Source organism: Halanaerobium hydrogeniformans (genome assembly GCF_000166415.1).
Taxonomy (GTDB): domain Bacteria; phylum Bacillota; class Halanaerobiia; order Halanaerobiales; family Halanaerobiaceae; genus Halanaerobium; species Halanaerobium hydrogeniformans.
In genome coordinates this window covers 155,140-175,198 of the sequence record NC_014654.1, presented here as the reverse complement: position 1 = coordinate 175,198, position 20,059 = coordinate 155,140, and the positions used below count along the sequence as shown (strand labels likewise).

Below are 20,059 nucleotides of genomic sequence, written 5' to 3'. Positions count from 1 at the left end.
CAACCTACTAGACCCAGAAAGGAAGGGATGTAAGTTATGTTTTCTCGAAAAATACCTAATTTCCTGCTTAAACCTATCATGAATTTTGTTCTTTTGACCTATCTTTTTTTCGCCAGACTTTTCCAGGTTGATTTTGAACCCAATAATAAACTCGATGATAGTTATACTAAATTTAACAGTTTTGATGACCCACAACCTATTATAGAATATAATCAGGTTGACTATCGCGATATTCTAGCTGAAGCTGAAAAAAATGGTGAAACTATTCAGCCTGTTAATCGCAATAAACCTCTAACTGTAAAGGTTGAGGAGTGCTCTCAATGTGGAGCTCCCAAAAAATATCTCTACAGTTTCGGTCATGATCCAGATGGATACCAAAAGTTCCAGTGTAAACTCTGTAAACATCAGTGGGCTCCTAAGAAACCTAAAAAACCTAAGAACCACCCTACATATCGCTGTCCTTTCTGCAACTATGCTCTTGCTAAAGAGAAAAAGCGCAAGCATTTTACCAAGTATAAATGCCGCAATGATGACTGTTCTAAATGGAAAAATGAACATAAGCGTTATCGCTACAGAGCCTATAATTTTGATATCAATAAGCTTGAACTTTCCAGACCTGATAAAGAACCTGTTAACCTTGATCATTCTCACTATGGAAACTTTACCATCTCTAAGGCTATTGACTTTTATGTCAGTCTTGGTCTTTCTTTAAGACAGGCTGAAAGAGCTCTTAAACTTGCCTATGGTGTTTCACCTTCAGCTCAAACCATCCAAAATTGGACTGTCTCTTTAGCTTACAGACTTGCTCCTAAAATCAATGAGCTTGATCTGCCTTTATCTGGTATTGTTGCTGTTGATGAAACATATATTAAAATAAAAGGCAGCTGGCATTATCTTTTTACTGCCATAGATGGTGAAAATGGCTGTGTTATCGCTCAGCATCTTTCTAAAAATCGCGACGCTAAAGGTGCAATAACCATTTTAAAAAGAATAATCGACCAATATCAAGACCAAAAATTTGTTCTAGTTACTGATATGGCTCCAATTTACAGAGCTGCTGTCCATGCTGCTAAAGTGTTTTTGAAAACCAATATTGACCACAAACAACTTAAGGGGCTATTTGCTAACGATGATAACTCAGATGAAATTTACAGACCTTATAAAAACATCATTGAAAGGTTTTTCGGTACTTATAAAGCCCATTACAAACGCCATAAAAGCTTTAGCTCTTTTGATGGTGCACTTACTCATATAACTCTTTATCAGCTCTATTTTAATTATTTAAAACCTCATAGTTCCTTTAATGATAAACCACCACTGATAGTGGAAGGAGCAAGAGGTCAGCCTATCGAATCCTGGGCCCAACTTATCAGATGGATCACCAAAACTGATAGGTAATTAAATATCTTTTAGAAAAATCATGTTTTATCTCTTTAGATATTTATAATCACTAAATACCATTTTCTTACTTTATTTACAACTTTAAACTTTTGACATTCTGATCATTTTCATTATAATCGTAATTAGTGGTGCTCTATTACTATTTGCTTACATTTTATGGTAACTATCATATTTTATTTGACGTTATCAAAGTTTTAATCTAATTCCAAAGCGCTCCAAAAACCATTTCTAGTAGCATCCATTATATGACCACAACCATTTTCAACACTTAAAGTTTGAACTTCTATATCTTTATCCTTTAAACTTTTTTCTAGTCCAGTTGTATCTAAATTTTTGAATCCAACTGCACTTAAGATATTGTCACAATTGATTTCTTTTTCCTGACCATTATGTTCTACAATAACACTATTTTCTTTTATTTCTTTAACCAAATGTGAAGTTAATACCTCAATATTATTTGCTTTAACGACTTCTTTAAGATGAGTAGATAACATAGGACTTAACTCACCACCAATTTCTGCTTGCATCTCTAATATCTTAACATTTTTATTTTTTTCTCTTAAAAACATAGCTATATCAATTCCTACACCACTACCACCAATAACACAGATATCTTCTCCCAGACCCTGTCCATTATCCAACAATTTTTCAACTGCTATCTCAGAATATTGATTACCTTTTATCGGTAATTTGACTGCTTTTGATCCAACTGCCAGCACGGCTAGATCAGGTGAATATTCTTCAATTATTTCTGCCGTTGCTTTAATGGATAAATTAAGATTAATACCTAATCTCTTAATCATGGTCATGTAATAGTTTAATAAACCACTAAATTCAGTATTTTTATAGTTTGGAATTGATGCTATTTTAACTAGCCCACCAATGTAATCATTTTTTTCTAAAATTGTTACTTTATGACCTAATTTAGCAGCAGTTATTGAATACTCTAATCCAGCCGGCCCAGCACCAACAACAACTATATTTTTTCGTTTTTGCCTTGACTTCAATAAATCCTTATATTCATATCCTAATTCAGGATTAACTGCACAGGCTAAATATTTCCCTGTATCAACACTACCTGTACATTCATTACATCTAAGACAGGTTCTAATCTCATCAAAATTGTCATTGGCAACTTTTTTGGCAAACTCAGAATCTGCCAGAAGTTCTCGCCCAATATTTACTAGATCAGCCTTTTTAGCTTCTAAAACATTGTTGGCAATTTCAGGTTTTATACCAAGACTACCAACTGCAATAACTGGAATCGAAACCTCACTTTTTACAGCTTCTGATAAATAAATTAACTGATCAAAACTATCACCCTGCATCGGAAAATGTTTTAAACTTTCATAATTGCCATGAGTTACATCAAGACAATCTACCCCTTCTGATTCCAATACTTTTGCGTATTTTAATCCTTCTTCTAAAGTTAATCCTCCAGGTGAAGATTCTTCTGCACTAAAACGAAAAAAGAGCGGGAACTCTTCTCCAACCTTAGTTCTAATCTCACGGATTATCTCTATAGCAAATCTACATCTGTTCTCAAAACTTCCTCCCCATCTGTCATTTCTAAGGTTAGTTAAAGGTGAAATAAATTCTTGAATTAAATATCCATGGGCTCCATGTAATTCAACTCCATCAAAACCAGCCTTTTTTGCCCTAAGAGCTGCATCCCCAAAAGCTTTTATGGTTGATATAATTTCTTCTTCTGTCATTTTTTTAGGCATATCTCCACCAACTTTAGATTTTACAGCTGATGGGGCCAAAGGTGGCTTGCCATTTATGTGATCGCTAAATACCTGTCTACCGACATGATGTATTTCTGGAATGATTTTAGTACCGTAACGATGAACAGCCTTAACAAGTTCATTTAAACCAGGCAGAAACCTATCATCATATATTGCTACAGGGTTTCCGAAAATCCTACCCTGTTCCCATTCTATACATGTGTTTTCTAATATAATTAGGCCAACCCCATTTTTAGCTCTCCGAACAAAATACTCAATTAATTTATCGCTAACTTCTCCTGACTCACTTGCATATTTGCTATACATTGGAGCCATAGAAATACGATTTTTTAATTTCATACCATTAATGTTTATCTCCTGCATTATCTTTTTTTCCATATTTTTCACCTCTTTTTTAAATATCTAAAAGATTTCTACCTAAATTATAGTAATCTTCACCTCCTGTTGAGCAAAATAATAAAACGAAGAATTTAAATTGAGAAAGGGACTCAGAAAAATCATTAAAAATGATTTTCCTCAGTCCCATAAAGTTATAGTTCAAAGGGTCGTCCACTTAAAGTTTCGGCTACCTGGTCAGATTCAGAAGTTTTACTTCCTTCCCCCGTTGGCAACATAATTCATATATGAATTAGTATTTTCCTCTAAGCTTCATACGAGTTAAACGATATTCGGTTTTTGTTAACAATTAACATTTAACTTATTTAAAGTATAATCTATTGATTTTTATTTGTCAAGTGTTTTTTTAATTTTCTCACTTTTGTATATTTTGGCTTTTACCTTTAAGATAGACTTCTTTTACTCTTAGATTTCTATCTAAGAGCACAAAATCTGCCTGTTTACCAACTTTTATCTGCCCAATTTTATAGTCCAGATTTAATAAACGCGCAGGGTTTAAGGTAGCCATTCGTATGACTTCCGGTAGTTCTAAATTGCTGAATTTTAACATGTTTCTAACCGCCTGATCCATTGTTAACACACTACCTGCTAGAGTGCCATTTTTAAGTCTGGCACTACCATTTTCAACAGTTACTTTTTGACCCCCTAAATTATATTCGCCTTCATCTAAGCCTGAAGCCTCCATTGCATCTGTAACTAAAATAAGCTGTTCAGCTGTTTTGATTTTTGTTGTTAACTCTATAACTGCAGGGTCTATATGAATTCCATCGGCAATTATTTCACATTTTATATCAGAGTTTAAGGCTGCTCCAACTATTCCCGGTTTGCGGTGATGAAGTCCTGACATTGCATTATAAAGATGAGTTATTAACGACAAACCATGGTTTTGAGCTGTCATAACTTCTTCGTATTCTGCTTCAGAATGACCGAGTGAACCTATAATACCCCTTTGATGAATTTTTTCGATCAGCTCTAATGCTCCTTCTTTTTCAACTGCCAGGGTCATAATCTTTATAATATCTAAATAATCAACAAAGATTTCCAGGGAGGGATTGATTATATATTCTGCTGATTGAGCACCTTTTTTGGCTTCATTTATAAAGGGTCCTTCTAAATGTACTCCCAATACCTGAGCTCCAGTGGTAGATTTATTAAGATAATTTTTTACATTATCTAAAGCTTGAAAAATATTATCTAACTTCATCGTCATTGTGGTCGGTAAATAGGAAGTCACTCCATCTTTGATAATTGTTTGACTTATTTTGTCTAAAGAAACAGTAGTTGCTTCCATGGTATCCATACCACCTGCACCATGGATATGAATATTAATAAAGCCTGGACTTAAATAAGCACCTCCCCCATCAATAATTTCCAGTTCAGAATAGTCTTTTTCTAGAAAAAAGCTATTTACAGCCTTGATTTTTTCAGAAAAAATTAAGGCTCCATTATTTATAATCCTGTCTGGCAAAATAATATTAACATTTTTAATTGCTTTCATAGCTATCATCCCTCACTAATATTTAATTTCAAGCTGACAGTTAGCAGAAATATTATCTTCTGAAATCAAAGCTGCGGCATCTTTATCAATGATCATGGTAACTTCTGGATGTGTTTGTAGTAATGAAGCTGGAACCCTGGTAGAGATTTTACCACTTACTGTTGCTTTAATTGCTTCAACTTTATTTTTACCACTGGCCAATAAAATGATCCGCTTGGATTTTAAGATTGTTGCCATCCCCATAGAAATAGCCTGTTTAGGGACCTTTTCTTCAGCTTCAAAATAACGGCTATTTGCTTTAATAGTTTCTTCCCGCAAATTTACTACCTCTGTCATTACATTTAATTTCTCTGCTGGCTCATTAAACCCAATATGTCCATTGGCCCCGATTCCTAAAACCTGCAGATCTATGCCCCCAGCATTTTCTATCAAAGATTCATAATCTCTACATTCTTTATTATAATCTGCAGCCATCCCATTTGGAATGTTTATATTTTCCTTTTTTATATTTATATGGTTAAAAAAATTATCGAACATATAATAATGATAGCTGTTGGGATTTTCTTTACTCAAACCACAATATTCATCTAAATTAAAAGTAGTTACCTGAAAAAAATCAATTTCTTCTGCTTCATACATCTCGATTAATTTATTATACATCCCCATTGGTGTTCCACCAGTAGCCAGACCAATTTTACTATTTTCTTTTAAATGAACCTGACTTGCCAGCAGTAAAGCTGCCCTATTGCTCATCTTTTCATAATTTTCTTCTACAATAATTTTCATTTCTATCACTTCCTCAAATTTATATCTCAAAATATTTTAATTTATTAAGCCAAAATAATTTTTAATACCTTTTCCCCTGCTCTCACAGAAGCTGTTTTTAATAGTTCCATATTTTTAACCTTTTCCATATTAGTAATTATTACAGGTGTAGCAATTGAAGGAGAATTCTCTTTAATATAATCTAAATCAAATTCAATTAATGCCCTACCTACTTCAACCTTTTCTCCTTGCTTAACTAATTTCTTAAAGCCCTGCCCGGCAAGTTCTACAGTATCAATTCCAATATGAACTAGTACTTCTAAATCATTTTTAGTCTTTATTCCTAGTGCATGACCAGTTGGAAAAATCTGAATTATCTCCCCTGAGACTGGTGATTGAAGAATGTTTTCTTCTGGAATAATTGCAAAACCGTCCCCAAGCATTTTTTGAGCAAATGCCTGATCAGCTACATCTTGCAGCTGAATTATCTCTCCTTTAAAAGGAGCATTTATATATATTTCTTTTTGCTTGAATATATTAAACATTCAAATGCCTCCTCTGCTTTAATTTTATAATGATTTAAAGTTGTTAATTATAATCTTATCTTTAATAATTCATTTATTCAAGCCGAAGCTTGATGCTCCGGCTTAAATAAATAGCTTATAAGAAATATTTACAGTTCTTTTTTGATCTTATCTGCAATCATTTCTGCTTTGGTACCGACCACAATTTGAGCATTGGTTTTGCTTGCTTTTAATACTCCAGAAGCACCCATCTGTTTTAAAACTTTTTCATTTATTTTATCTGAATCATTTACTTCTAATCTTAATCTTGTAATACAAGCATCTACTTTTTTAATATTCTCTTTACCACCAAGAGCTTCAATATACTGCATTGTTATATCTGAAGAAGACTGAGATTTTTTGCGCTGACTCTCTGGCATAACGCTCATCTCATTACCTCCACCTTCTGAATCCAATCGTCCCGGTGTGGCAATATCAAATTTTTCTATTACAAAGCGGAAAAGAAAATAATAAATTGCAAAGACTGCGATTCCAATTGGAATTATCATCAATGGTCTTGTGGCAAGTCCATAGTTTAAAAAGTAATCTATTGCACCGGCTGAAAAGCCAAAACCATGTTGAATCCCAAAAATATAGGTTATTACCAGTGATAATCCAGTCAGTCCAGCATGAATAACATACAGGGCAGGAGCTAAAAACATAAATGCAAATTCTATTGGCTCAGTTATTCCGGTTAAAAAGGCTGTTAAAGCAACACTTAAAAATATACCGGCAACGGCTTTTTTGTTTGCTTCTTTGGCTGAGTTATACATGGCCAATGCTGCTGCTGGAAGACCAAACATAAAGATCGGGAAAAATCCTGACATAAAGAATCCAGCCGAAGGATCACCAGCAAAAAACCGTGATAAATCTCCTGTTACTACCTCACCTGCTGCTGTTGTAAATTCTCCAAAAACAAACCAGATAAAACTGTTAAGAACATGATGAAGACCAACTGGAATCAATAATCTATTTAAAAATCCATATACAAATACTCCAATCGGACCTGCTCCTATTATCCACTGTCCTGACAGATGGATTGTCTCCTGAATAGGGGGCCAGACAAAACCAAACACTGCTGCTAAAATAACACTGGCTGCACCTGTAACTATAGGAACAAAACGTTTACCACCAAAGAAACCTAGAAAATCAGGTAACTCAATATTATAATAACGGTTGTAAAGAAATCCAGCTGTCAAACCACCAATTATACCCGCTAGCACTCCCATATTAATATCAGGATTAATAGCCTCAGTTGAATTTGTTATTATAAAATAACTTACTGCACCTGCAAGACCAGCTGAACCAGAACTATCATGAGCTATACCTACGGCAACACCAATCCCAAATAATATGGCAAGATTATCAAAAATTGCTCCTCCTGCAGCCATTATAAAGGGAATATCAAAAACATCTGGAGCACCAAATCTGAGCAGCAGAGCTGCCGCTGGAAGAACTGCAATGGGTAGCATTAAAGATTTACCTATTCTCTGTAATTGTGAAAATACTTTTTTCATTTTATAAACCTCCTGTTTTATTATTAACCAAACAAATCTATATAATAATTACAGTTAAACTGTAATTTTATCTTCAATTAATTTAAGCAAATAGAAAAGCCGAAGAGATCTACCACTATATAATGTGATATTATCTCTTCGGCTCTTGCCTGATTTAACAGTAACACGCCTTAAATATTATTTTTATCTTAACTATTTTAATTAATTCCAACTTCTCTTTTTAAACGCTGCAAATGAATAGCGAGATAGCCTTTTTCATCTTCAGTTATCTTACAGTCCAGACGGTTTTCTATAATTTCTGCCAGTTTTGCAGCTAAATTAAATGATTCAGCAAAATTATCTTTAATATTATCAAGTAGAGGGTTTATATTATCATCATTATTATTCTCAATTCTTTCTAAAGCAAAACGTAAATGATTAATCAGACGGGCATAATTTAAACTTTGATAAGCCAATTTATGGCCTATCTCAGTTTCAACTTTTGATACTAGCTTTTTTATTAAAGAGGTATTTTGAACTGTTTTAGAAACCTCACTATTGCTTCTAGCTCCATGAATATGAAAAGCTATAAATCCTACTTCAGCTTCTGGAATTTTTAGATTAAAACTTTTTTCCATCATCTTTACCGCTTTTTTAGCCAGACTGTATTCTTCATTATAGAGGGTTCTAGTTTCAGCTAAAAAAGGGTTGGCTATTTCTATTCCATCTCTAATTCGTTTAAGAGTAAATGCTATGTGATCGGTAAGTCCGATTCTAATATACTGATTGATATCTTCTTCCAGTTCATCAGCTACCATAGTTATTATTTCTTCTGTTACTGCAACAACTTTACTTTCAACCTCTTCTAAAAGTTGTAAATAATTTTTTCTTTTCTCACCCCTTAAAGGAATGAATTCTTTTTCTATCTCAAAATTACTCCTGTCAATTTCTTCTCCTTTTTTGCTAGAAAAGCCTATTCCTTTAGCAATTAAAATGTATTCCTGTTTTTCTTCTGCTTTTTCTGCTAGAATAACATTATTATTAAAAACTTTTTTCACCCTATAAAAATCTCTAGCAGCCATAAAATTCCTCCTTGTAGCTAAAATTTTAATAAATAAAAAAATCTAGAAAAAAATATAATTTCCTTTAATAAACATTTAAATTAAAGAAATTTATATTCTCCCCTAGATTATGCCTGATTTAACAGTAACACTCTTCAGATTTATTCAATTTTCTTAATTGTAACATTATTATTTTATTTTTGCAAGCTTTTGAGATATTTTTTCTTGTGTCGAATAAATATGTTTTTTGACTCTTTCTTATGATATTATTTTTGACGATAATAAGTGAACCTCTCCAAACAAATGAAATATTTAGATGGTGAGGTTCACAAGTTCAAGTCTTATTTAATTATTATAATTTTTACTACTCTGTTATTTCCACCAAAACTACTCTTCTATTTAAAGCCCTTCCACTTTCAGTTTTATTTGTGCTTTCTGGAGCTAAAGGACCAACTCCAGCAGAAATTAAACGGTCACTGGCAATATCATGATTGTCAATTAAAAAATCTACAACAGACTCTGCCCTTCTTTCAGATAAATTTCTATTATACTGTAGTGAACCGAGATCATCTGTATGACCAACAACATATAATCTTAATTCTGGATTTTCGAGCAGCAATTTTGCTATCTCAGCTAAAACATCATGGGAGTCAGCTAGAATTTGAGAACTGTCAAACTCAAAATTAATCCCATAAATTGCAGCTTTACCAGTTCTGCTGAGATCATCTTCCATATTTTCTACACTAACCAGGCCCTCTTCCATCGGTGCTAATTCTACAACATCCAATTGTATTTTAGCCTTAGCTCCAGTAGATGGAGCCATGGCAAAGCGGTTAGCAGTATGGACAAATAAAGCTAGATAAATATCTCCTTCTGCTCTATCTAATTTAGCTGCTAAATATCTAGGATTTTCTGGTGCATCTAAATAAGTATGTCTAGAATAGCCTCTAGAAAAATCTAGTTCATAAGGATATTTTCTTCCATGCCAGTCTCCATAATGCCTAATCTCATCACCACTACTTTGATAAATTATTTCAAAACCAGCATTTTGCAATTCCATCTCATAATTGCGGAATATTTCCAGTGATGAACGATCTTCAGGTGCCAGATAAGTAATTTTTGTAATTACTCCTTCAAGTTTTTCATGCTCAGCAGGAAAACGCTTATTGCTACCCCTAATTACTTCATGCTCTGCTGTTGTTTCACCTTCCTGCACCGCTTCTGTAATAATACCATCAAGAGCTATAATATATTCATCATAAGAAACACTCTCATAGCCGATTATATAAGAGTCCTGAAAACGGGAAATCAACGGATGATCACTGCTGCCCTCAACATCCTCCCCGGCAAAAATTGCCCCCGGCAAAATAAGACTAAATAATAAAAAAATCAGCATCAAAAAAATAATGCTTTTTTTAGACATAATTACCTCCCCCTGTCATAATTTTAATATACTTTAAAATTCGACATAAAAATATATTCTCCTGCAAATTGGGGAAGTAGTTTTGATATTTTAAAGAAGATCTTCGGGAATTAGTTTGATCAGCATTTTAGCTACTCCATCATGATCATTATTTGGAGCAATTAAATCTGCTCTTTTTAATAGTTCTTTTGAATCTGTGTTTTCCATTGCAACAGCGGTTCCGGCTGTTTCCAGAAGTTCCAGGTCATTATTTCCATCTCCAAAAGCAATAGTTTCTTCTAGAGGTATTCCCCATTTTTTTGAAAGGAATTTTAGTGCATGGCCTTTTGATATCTCTGCAGCATTAATCTCAAGATTATGATTTCCTGAAGTGGCAACTTTTATCCTTCCATTAAAGTTTTGACAAATATTTTTTTTGGCTTTTTTAAGTTCTTCTTCTCTACCCATTACATAGATTTTTTGTACTTTCATTTCTCTTTGATCTAAAAAATTTATTATATCATCTTTTTCTGTTACAGATATAAGCTTATAATTATTTATCAATCTGATGATACCATCTAAAGAGAATAATTTTCCAAAGCCCTCCATGAACAAAATATTTTTAAAGATTTTATATTTATTTTTAGCAATAATTTCATCGGGGGAGGTAATATAATAAATTAGATTCTGATATTGTTCTAAATTATTAATTACTGAGATCAAAATCTTTTTGTTCAGAGGCTTATTAAAGATTTCGCTTTGATCAAAATCAACAATATGGCTGCCATTTGTAGTTATATATGCTAGTCCTTCAATATCCTTAGTTAATTTTGCTGCTTCATGATAGTTTCTTCCAGTTGCAATTATTACTGCATAATTTAAAGCTATTAATTTTTTTATAATCTTTTTATTTGTTTTTGATACTGCAGACCTTGAATTTAATAAGGTTCCATCAAGATCAATAAAAATCATTTTTTTATAACTATTCATTCAGAAAACCTCCTCCTCAATCTACTTGAGGATATCTGTGAAATATTTAATAATACCAGCCTGCTTTTTTAGCCAGGCTGGTATTCATATCTATATTTAAAAGCTTTTATTTGTTTTAAAGCTCTTTGCCATTAGTTTTTATAAGGTTTTTATACCAATTAAAACTTTTCTTTTTTATCCTGCGCAGATCTTTTAAGTCAAATTCATCCCGATTAACATATATAAATCCATAGCGCTTGTTTATGCCTTGATGAGTACTAACTAAGTCAATTGCAGACCAGGGACAATACCCAAATAATTCTACACCATCACTGATAGCCAGTTGTGCCTGTTTGATATGTTTTCTTAAAAAGTCTATCCGGTAATCATCATTGATTGTATCATCAGCTTCCAGTTCATCATAAGCACCTAAGCCATTTTCAGTTACGATTAAAGGCAACTGGTATCTGCTGTAAATTCTCCTCATAGTTGTTCTAAAACCTACCGGATCAATTTCCCAGCCGAATTCGGTCTGTTCTAAAAATTCATTTTCATGTCTTCTGTAAAAACCAGGCTGATTGTCTACTGTCTTCTGATCACCTGAAAAATTGCTCTCTTTATCCTCTTTTGCAAAATCAGCTTCTACAGCAAGTGTATTATAATAATTGAAAGCAATAAAATCCGGATTACCATCTTTTAATATCTGCATATCTCCCTCTTCAATCTCTGGAGTACAGTTATTCTTTTCCATATAAGTCCAGGCAATTTCATTATACCTGCCAAAAACTGCTGCATCAAGGTAAAGCCAGTTTCTAATTGCAGAATAATTGTCTGCTGCCAGTACATCTTCTGGTTTTGAGCTAGCTGGATAAACGGCTGCAATACTGGGTGCTGGACCTATTTTTGCTTCAGGTAATTTTTGATGACATAAGTTAAAGGTTTTAGCCTGTGCTAAGAGCATATGATGATTTTGCTGATATAACTCTGCCTTTATATTATCTGACTCATCTTCCAGTAAACCTAGAGCATCACCATGCATTATCATAACATTCTGTTCATTAATTGTCAGCCAGTATTTAACTCTGTCACCATAATTGTCGAAGAGTATCTCGGCATAATTAACAAATGCTTCTACTGTTTCTCTATTTGACCAACCACCTTTTTTCTGTAAGGCAAGTGGCAGATCAAAATGGTACATAGTTACAAGTGGTTCTATATCATATTTAAGTAGTTCATCAATTAGATTATCATAAAATTCTATTCCTTTTTGATTAACTTCACCATCACCGTCAGGGATGATTCTGGTCCAGGCAATAGAAAATCTATAAGTTTTAAGACCCATTTCTGCCATTAAGGCAACATCTTCTTTATAATTATGATAATGATCACTGGCTACTTTAAAATCACTTACATCTTCAGGGTGATTACCAACATCTATAACCGATAAACCTTTTCCATCTTCATTCCAGGCACCTTCTGCTTGATAGGCAGAGGTAGAAGCTCCCCACAAAAAATCTTCTGGAAATTCTTTTAATGTTTCATGCTGCATGATTTTCCTCCTTTTAGATATTATAATTGACTATTTATTAAACTGAGGTAGATAATTAATATTTTTTTCAATAATATCATCTAATAAATCTTTAACTACACTGCTTTCTACAAGTGGATGAATAGTGAGTGCCTGTACAGCAGCACCATAATCACCATGTACACCTGCTTCTATGGTTAAAGTCTCATATTCATTTACAACCTGTAATAAGCCTTTAACCTGAGGAGGTAATGGATCTACATTAAGAGGTGTTGCTCCATTTTTAGCTATTAAAGATGTTCTTTCTATAACAGAATCCTCTGGTAGACAATTAACTGCTCCATTATTTTTGACATTTACATAATGCAGAGTACCTTTATCATTATAAATAGCACTGATTAAATCACAGGCAGCATCTGAGTAATACTGACCTCCTCTTTCTTCAAGCTCTTCTGGTTTTTCTTTTAAATCTTCATTTTTATAGAGCTCAAAAAGGCTTGCTTCTAATCCTTTAACTACCTCACCTCTTGTACCTTCGTTCTTTGCTGCTTCAATTTCTTCCTGAAGCATTAAATCAGTTAAGTAATAGTATCTATGATAAGGACAGGGGAGCATACCCAGTGACTGAAGAAACTCTTTTCCCCATTCATAATCAGGAACATTTTCAACATCTTTAAAGTTCCCGGTGGCCAGTTCATCCAGCACTTCCGAAATTTTGTTTTCACCGTTTAAATAAGCAGCTCTACCCCAGACAAGGTGGTTTAAGCCAACGAAATCCATTCTAAGCTTGTCTGCATCAGCATCTAAAATTTCTGCAGTCATTTTTTCCATCACTATTGGCACATTACAAAGTCCTAAAACATTGATGTCAGTATATTTACTAACAGTTTCAGTTATAATACCGCTGGGATTTGTAAAGTTGATCAACCAGGCATCAGGAGCCAATTCTTCCATATCTTTTGCTATATCTAAAATAACTGGAATTGTTCTTAATGCTTTAGCCATACCTCCGGCTCCTGTTGTTTCCTGGCCAATACAATCATATTGCAAAGGAATTTTTTCATCCCTAATTCTTGCATCTAATAGACCAACTCTAAACTGAGTTGTGACAAAATCAGCATCTTTAATTGCCTCTCTTCTATCCAGTGTAAGATGTATTTCCATATCTATCCCGGCTTCTTCTACCATTCTTTTAGCCAGATTACCAACAATATCTAATTTCCATTTTCCTTCTTCAATATCCACTAAATATAATTCTTTAACGGGTAATTCATCATGTCTTTTTATAAAACCTTCTATAATTTCTGGAGTATAACTGCTCCCTCCACCAATTGTTGCTACCTTTAGACCTTTTTTATCAACCAATTTCTTTTTGCCTCCTTTGATTTCTTAACTCATGCAATTGCTTTTGTGTTTCTATCATTTCTTCTACTAGATCTTTTGCCAGAAGAGCATTCATTAAATGATCCTGAGCATGGATCATTAATAATCCAATTTCAGTTTTATCTCCCTTTGCTTCTTGTGTCAGTAGATTTGTTTGTTTATCATGGGCTTTATTTAAGCTATCATTAGCTGCTTCTAGCTTTTCTTCAGCTAAGTTAAATTCTCCATTTCTGGCATGACTTAATGCTTCAAAAATAAAACTCTTGCCATCACCTGCATTTGATATGATCGTAAATACTAACTGTTCGTAATCCATTATTTTTCCTCCTAAAGTGTATATTTATTAAGCTGCCTCAGCTTCTTCTGCTAAAGCTTTTTCCTCTTTTAAATTTTTATTATCCAGTATTTTCATGAATGGGTAATAAATTAAACCTGCAACTGACATTGTTATCAACTGTAAAATTACTGCTCTCCAATCACCAGTAGCTAAAAACCCACTTACTAAAGGTGGTGTTGTCCAGGGAATTAAAGTATATGGTCTTGCTACAAGTTCTAAAGCCATTGCGATATAGGTTATGGTGGCTGCAGAAAGTGGAGCCAGAATAAATGGTATTAGCATAACCGGGCTCATGACTATCGGCATTCCAAAAATGATCGGTTCATTTATATTAAACAACCCGGGCCCAATCGCTGTTTTACCAATCGCTTTAAATCTTTTAGACTTAGCAGCAAATAGCAATAATAAAGCTAACACAAAGGTAGAGCCTGAACCTCCCATATTGATAAATATATCTATAAAGGGTGTATTAACTATATTGGGCAATACATCCCTTCCAGCAGCTAGAGCGCTTGTGTTCTGATCTAATAATGTTAAAAGTACAGGTCCAGCAGTACCCATTACAAGGGCTGAGCCATGAATACCAACAAACCAGAAAATACTAATAGCTAAGACCAAAAATACAACTCCGGGAAAGGTTCCACCTATTCTTAAAAGAGGTGCTGTAATAACGGTGTTTATTAACTCTGGAATTGTAGTAGCGGTAAATGTTACAGCAAGCTGATTAAATACCCAGAGAGAGAATAATATAATAAAACCCGGAATCAAAGCAGTAAATGATCTTGTAACATTTGGTGGTACGGTTTTTGGCATTTTAATAACAAGATCTTTTTTGACTACAAATCTCTGAACTTCAACAGAATAAAGTGCAACTATAATAGCTATAAATAATCCATCTGAACCCATCCAGGAAGAAATAATATTTCCATTCTCACTTGCTGGAACTAACAGAATAAATGCTGCAACCCCCAAAACTGCTGATTCAAGTGGATCCATATCATATTTCTTGCTCAATGCATAAGAAATAGCGAAAGCAGCAAAAAGTGCCATTAAACCAAATGTTGCGCTCTCGATCATCAATATCCTACCTACATAAGGGTCCACTAATTCCTGTAAGGCAGGTATAGGTGGGAAAGCAACGATTAAAGCTACAGAACCTATAATAAGCATTGGTAAGATTGCAATCAAGCCATCACGAATTGCCTGCAAGTGTCTCTGTTCTCCTACTTTTCCAGCTAATGGTAAAAACTTATCTTCTAAAAAACTATAAAACTTATTACTCATTATTTTCACCCTTTTCTAATTTTTTTGATTTAAATATTTTGATAATATATTATTGCTTTACAAGTTGTATTGCCTGATCCAGTGCTTTTTCTCCATCAACCATTCCATAAGCGGCAGAGTCAACAACATCCAGAGCTGTTCCTTTTGCTTCTGCAATCTTTCGCATAGATTTTTCTTTATATTTTATTTGAGGTCCTAATAAAACAACATCATATTCTTCAAAACTGTCTTCGAACTTTCCACATGAGACTGCATTAATTAAAATATCTAACTCTCTGTTTTCAGCAGCTTCTTTCATTTTTTCCACCAATAAACTTGTGCTCATTCCGGCATTACAGACCAATAAAATTTTCATAAATATTTCCTCCTTAGATTTTTGCTTTTAATTATTTAAAAGTTTTAATTAAATTTTTTAGTTTTTTTACTGCTATTTCTTCATCTTTTCCCTCTGCTTTTACTTTTATGGAATCACCATAAGAAGCTCCCAGAGTCATCAATGACATTATACTTTTTCCATTTACAGTTTGACCTTCTTTTTCTACTTCGATCTTTGCTTCAAAACTCTGACATTCTGATACGAACTGTGATGCTGGTCTTGCATGAAGACCTGATTTGTTTTCAAGTTTAATTTCAAGAACTCTCAAGCTAACTAACCTCCTCATGAAATAATATTGTTTTTTGTTTTGCTCACCTATAATATAATGCATAAAAGATGCCAGAGTTTGATTATTTTCTAGATTTTTTATTATTGTTTTATTAAAAAACGCTATAATAGCTGTTATGAAAGGGATTATAATTCTAAATTAAATAATTATTTTTTTAAAAATAAATGTTTTTTTAAAGAAACAAATAGTGTGCAAACAATCTGCACACTATTTGTTGCCTTATTAGCTTATTAGATTTTAGTTATTTTTAAACATTTCAAGTATATATGCATATTCATCTTCAGTTATCTTAATTTTATATTTTCTTTCTAATTTTTTAATTATATTTTTGATTTCCTTGAACTTCTCTTTATTTGCTTGTTTATACTCTGCTAAGTTATCAAATTTAACTGTTCTACCTCCAGTAAGTAGATTATCAACCATATAAACCATATGCATTAGAATTCCAATTTCAACACCAGAATCAAGAGTTTTATTAAAATTATTTTTAGTTTCTTTAATAAGATCTCTAATATCTTCCACAATCACAAAACTATCCAGATTCTTTAGATGCTTATCTATTGATACCTTTATTTTATGGTACATCTCTTCTTTTTCAATAATATTTTTTATTTTATCAATTCCATCATCTATAATTATATCTGAAGCTGAAAAAGAAGGAATATTATCGATTTTTTTATTGATAGTTGTTATAATGGATATTATTTTAAAACTCTCTTTTAACCTTTCGATATTTGTTTCGAACTCTTCCTGATCAAGTAGGTTTAAATTAATAACCTTGATATCCAGTGAGCTTTCTATTTCTTTTTCCAATATTTCTTTGATCTGCACTGCTGCTCCATCTCCTGTAAAACAGGCTGTTACAAGGGCAAAGTTTTTATCAGATCTGTCTTCAGACTCTAGCTCTTCTTCAGATGATACCTCAAATTCTTGTTGATAGCTTTCTGCACCAATTTTTTGTACAGAATTGATTATGTCTTCTATACTCTCTCCCAATACTGCTTTTCTGCAGGCTTCTAAAACCTGTGGGGTACTACTCATAGTAATTGTTTTAGCATTTATACCTGTTTCATTATTAATCATTTCTGCAAAGCTATTTAAAGAACCCATATCTACCATCAAAATAATCCCACTGCCATTAGCAATTTTTTGGGCTTTGTTTTTAGTTTTTTTATAAGCTTCCTGAGGATTCATTTCTAAAGGCATATCTATTGCAACAGCATGGTTTTCTCCGATTAAATTATTAGCTACTTCAGCAATACTGCTTGCAGTTGAACTGCCGTGCATAACAACTATGATTCCTACTTTTTTAACCTCTTCTTCTCCATGAAAATTATATGGTCTTTCTGTTAAAAACATGGTTAAATAACCGATCTCATCAAGAGGAGTCTCTACTGAAAATTCCTGATCTATTAGAGAGGCTATCTCCATAGCTGTAATAAATTCTTTAGAATAATTAATCCTAATCTCATTTAGTTTAGGGTGGTATATTTTTTCTCCACCTTTGATCCTGGCTATACTTCTTTTTAAGTGAAGGGCCAGACCATAATATATTTTTTCATCATAATCTCTATTTAATCTGCTTCTGGCAAGAGTAAAAATTCTGTCAACAATATTTACAATATCTTCGCCAACAATTTTATTGATCTTGCTTTTCTTAAAATTTTTAGAGATATTACCTATATATTTTTGAAAATGTTTTTCTATATCTATATTCAAAATCTCACTGATTTCATCTCTGTTCATCCCGCTTTTTTCTAAAGAATTTATTTTTTCTTCAATATTATCATAAAAATAATAATCTTTATCACTATCAGGTATCTCTTCTTTATCAACAGTCTCAAGATCTCCGCTCTGATTGCTGCTAAAAGAAATTAAATTCCCTTTATCAGCGATTAAATCATTGATTTTTTCCCTGTTTTCTGGTAGATTCATTATGCCTTTTTTGACATGATAGGGAAGTTCTTCCTGACCAATTTTTAAAATATCACATTTACTGTCTTCTCTGGCCTTATAATTTAAAAAGGCTTTTGCACAGGCTAGCTGAATATCACTTTTTAACTGACCAATATTATTTGGACAGTCATAAAGCAGAAAAGACTTTAAGGCATTTTTATAAATATAAATATCTTTTGTGACCCGCTGTACTTCATTTTTTATAAATTCTTCGATTAATTTATATCTTTCATTAAGTGTTCTTGCTTCTAAATTCGGTAGTTCAATAACCATTGGAATTCTACGCTGAAATGTCTGCAGTAAATAGGAGCCCGGTGCTTCCGTAGTGGCAGCTATAATTTTTAAATCTGCTTTTATCTTTTGACTGGTTTCTCCTAATGGTTTGAAAAAACCATTATCAATAAAGGTAAAAAGCATTTCCTGGCCCTGAGGAGGTAGCCGATGTACCTCATCTAAAAATATAATTCCCCCATCTGCTTTTTTTAGCAAACCAACTTTGTCTTTATCTGCTCCAGTATAAGCACCTTTTTTTACTCCAAAGAGCTGACCCATTAAAAGTTGAGGGTTATCTGCATAATCTGCACAATTAAACTGAATAAAAGGAGCATCTGCTTCTAACACTTCTTCGCTGATGGAAAAATTATACATTAGCTTTGCAAACATTGATTTTCCTACACCTGTTTCACCTAATATTAATGTATGGAGTCCTTTAGGTGGATATAATATTGCTGCCTTTGCCTGCTGTACAGGAATTTTCAAACTTTCTTGAGCACCAATTACATCTTCTAAACTTTTTATTTTTGTATTTATAGGGTCAGTACTAATTTTTCTTTTCTTTTTATAAATTACAGGTCTTCCACTATTTTTAATTATTTTGTTTTCTTTAACTAATTGATTTAAATAACGACTTGCATTAGAGCGTGAAATATCTGCTTTCTCTGCGATTTCTTGAGCTGTTATTCCATCGATTTCATTTTTTTCTGACAATTTTAAAAATAACTTAAATATTTTGTCTTTTTTCTTAATATTTTGCACCTCCAAAATTTTGCTATTATTTAGTATATCATTTTTGAAGTTAAATATCATTATAAAATAGAAAAAACCCTGCTGAAATCAGTTCAGCAGGGACTGGGTTAATTATTTTTTTAGAGGGCTTTTACTCCTTCTTCTCCAGTTCTAATTCTAACTGCATTTTCTATATCATAGACAAAAATTTTCCCATCACCAAAATTACCAGTATTAGCAGCTTTTTTAATTGCATCCACAAATTTATCAACTTCATTATAGTTAATAATTAACTCAACCTTGATTTTTCTCTTCAATTTATCAATGTCAAAATAATCAGTTCTGGGGTCTATCTGTTTGAAATTATAATTTTTTATTTCACTTAAGCTAAGCTCTTTAAGTCCCAATGATTCTAAAATATCAATCAAATCATTTAACTTTTCAGGACGAATATATGCTTCAATCTTTTTCATTTTAACAACCCCCTTCTTTTAACTGGCTTTATTGGTGAACTTAATATCAATTAAAAAGTCTGAATATTACTTCTAATTTAAGTATAATGCAGAAAGAAGATTAAGTATACATTTTTCAGTACTATTATA

17 protein-coding genes are annotated in these 20,059 nt (G+C 32.8%); 1 reads left to right on the top strand and 16 read right to left on the bottom strand.

Going from position 1 to position 20,059, the window contains the following annotated elements; all coding sequences use genetic code 11:
* Positions 1–36 precede the first annotated feature (36 nt).
* Entirely contained in the window at positions 37–1,398 is a 1,362-nt protein-coding gene (locus HALSA_RS00800) for a DDE-type integrase/transposase/recombinase (protein WP_013404750.1), read from the top strand.
* A gap of 197 nt (positions 1,399–1,595) precedes the next feature.
* On the opposite strand, the gene HALSA_RS00795 is transcribed toward HALSA_RS00800, so the two are convergent.
* The 16 genes from HALSA_RS00795 to HALSA_RS00720 all read right to left on the bottom strand — a co-directional run bounded on the left by HALSA_RS00795 (position 1,596) and on the right by HALSA_RS00720 (position 19,930).
* Positions 1,596–3,527 carry an NAD(P)/FAD-dependent oxidoreductase gene (locus HALSA_RS00795; RefSeq protein WP_013404749.1) on the bottom strand — a complete coding sequence of 644 codons (1,932 nt, stop codon included), beginning with the start codon at positions 3,525–3,527 and terminating at the stop codon, positions 1,596–1,598.
* Positions 3,528–3,900: 373 nt separating this feature from the next.
* Complete coding sequence (gene nagA, locus HALSA_RS00790; RefSeq protein WP_013404748.1) at positions 3,901–5,043, bottom strand: N-acetylglucosamine-6-phosphate deacetylase; 1,143 nt, start codon at positions 5,041–5,043, stop codon at positions 3,901–3,903.
* Positions 5,044–5,058: 15 nt separating this feature from the next.
* Positions 5,059–5,829 (bottom strand): glucosamine-6-phosphate deaminase, encoded by a 771-nt coding sequence (gene nagB / locus HALSA_RS00785; protein WP_013404747.1) that lies wholly within the window; start codon positions 5,827–5,829, stop codon positions 5,059–5,061.
* 44 nt (positions 5,830–5,873) lie between these two features.
* On the bottom strand, positions 5,874–6,353 hold the full coding sequence (locus HALSA_RS00780; protein WP_013404746.1) for a PTS sugar transporter subunit IIA: 480 nt from the start codon (positions 6,351–6,353) through the stop codon (positions 5,874–5,876).
* 128 nt (positions 6,354–6,481) lie between these two features.
* Complete coding sequence (gene nagE, locus HALSA_RS00775) at positions 6,482–7,888, bottom strand: N-acetylglucosamine-specific PTS transporter subunit IIBC (protein WP_013404745.1); 1,407 nt, start codon at positions 7,886–7,888, stop codon at positions 6,482–6,484.
* A 197-nt stretch (positions 7,889–8,085) separates the two neighbouring features.
* Positions 8,086–8,949: a BglG family transcription antiterminator gene (locus HALSA_RS00770; protein WP_013404744.1), complete on the bottom strand. Its 864-nt coding sequence runs from the start codon at positions 8,947–8,949 to the stop codon at positions 8,086–8,088.
* Between the two features lie 343 nt (positions 8,950–9,292).
* Positions 9,293–10,351 carry an OmpA family protein gene (locus tag HALSA_RS00765; protein WP_013404743.1) on the bottom strand — a complete coding sequence of 353 codons (1,059 nt, stop codon included), beginning with the start codon at positions 10,349–10,351 and terminating at the stop codon, positions 9,293–9,295.
* Positions 10,352–10,441: 90 nt separating this feature from the next.
* Entirely contained in the window at positions 10,442–11,320 is an 879-nt protein-coding gene (locus tag HALSA_RS12250) for a Cof-type HAD-IIB family hydrolase (RefSeq protein ID WP_013404742.1), read from the bottom strand.
* A gap of 115 nt (positions 11,321–11,435) precedes the next feature.
* A complete protein-coding gene (locus tag HALSA_RS00755; protein WP_013404741.1) occupies positions 11,436–12,848 on the bottom strand; it encodes a glycoside hydrolase family 1 protein in 1,413 nt (470 codons plus the stop codon).
* A gap of 30 nt (positions 12,849–12,878) precedes the next feature.
* Positions 12,879–14,192 carry a 6-phospho-beta-glucosidase gene (locus HALSA_RS00750; protein ID WP_013404740.1) on the bottom strand — a complete coding sequence of 438 codons (1,314 nt, stop codon included), beginning with the start codon at positions 14,190–14,192 and terminating at the stop codon, positions 12,879–12,881.
* A complete protein-coding gene (locus HALSA_RS00745; RefSeq protein ID WP_013404739.1) occupies positions 14,185–14,526 on the bottom strand; it encodes a PTS lactose/cellobiose transporter subunit IIA in 342 nt (113 codons plus the stop codon). Before HALSA_RS00745 ends, HALSA_RS00750 begins: the two co-directional genes overlap by 8 nt.
* 27 nt (positions 14,527–14,553) lie before the next feature.
* A complete protein-coding gene (locus HALSA_RS00740) occupies positions 14,554–15,831 on the bottom strand; it encodes a PTS sugar transporter subunit IIC (protein WP_013404738.1) in 1,278 nt (425 codons plus the stop codon).
* A 49-nt stretch (positions 15,832–15,880) separates the two neighbouring features.
* The gene (locus tag HALSA_RS00735; RefSeq protein WP_013404737.1) at positions 15,881–16,186 is read right to left on the bottom strand and encodes a PTS sugar transporter subunit IIB; all 306 of its coding nucleotides are present in this window, start codon (positions 16,184–16,186) and stop codon (positions 15,881–15,883) included.
* A gap of 31 nt (positions 16,187–16,217) precedes the next feature.
* Positions 16,218–16,475, bottom strand: coding sequence for an HPr family phosphocarrier protein (locus tag HALSA_RS00730; protein WP_013404736.1), 258 nt, complete (start codon positions 16,473–16,475; stop codon positions 16,218–16,220).
* A gap of 258 nt (positions 16,476–16,733) precedes the next feature.
* Complete coding sequence (locus HALSA_RS00725; RefSeq protein ID WP_202943508.1) at positions 16,734–19,439, bottom strand: sigma-54-dependent transcriptional regulator; 2,706 nt, start codon at positions 19,437–19,439, stop codon at positions 16,734–16,736.
* Between the two features lie 158 nt (positions 19,440–19,597).
* On the bottom strand, positions 19,598–19,930 hold the full coding sequence (locus tag HALSA_RS00720) for a P-II family nitrogen regulator (protein ID WP_013404734.1): 333 nt from the start codon (positions 19,928–19,930) through the stop codon (positions 19,598–19,600).
* Positions 19,931–20,059 lie beyond the last annotated feature (129 nt).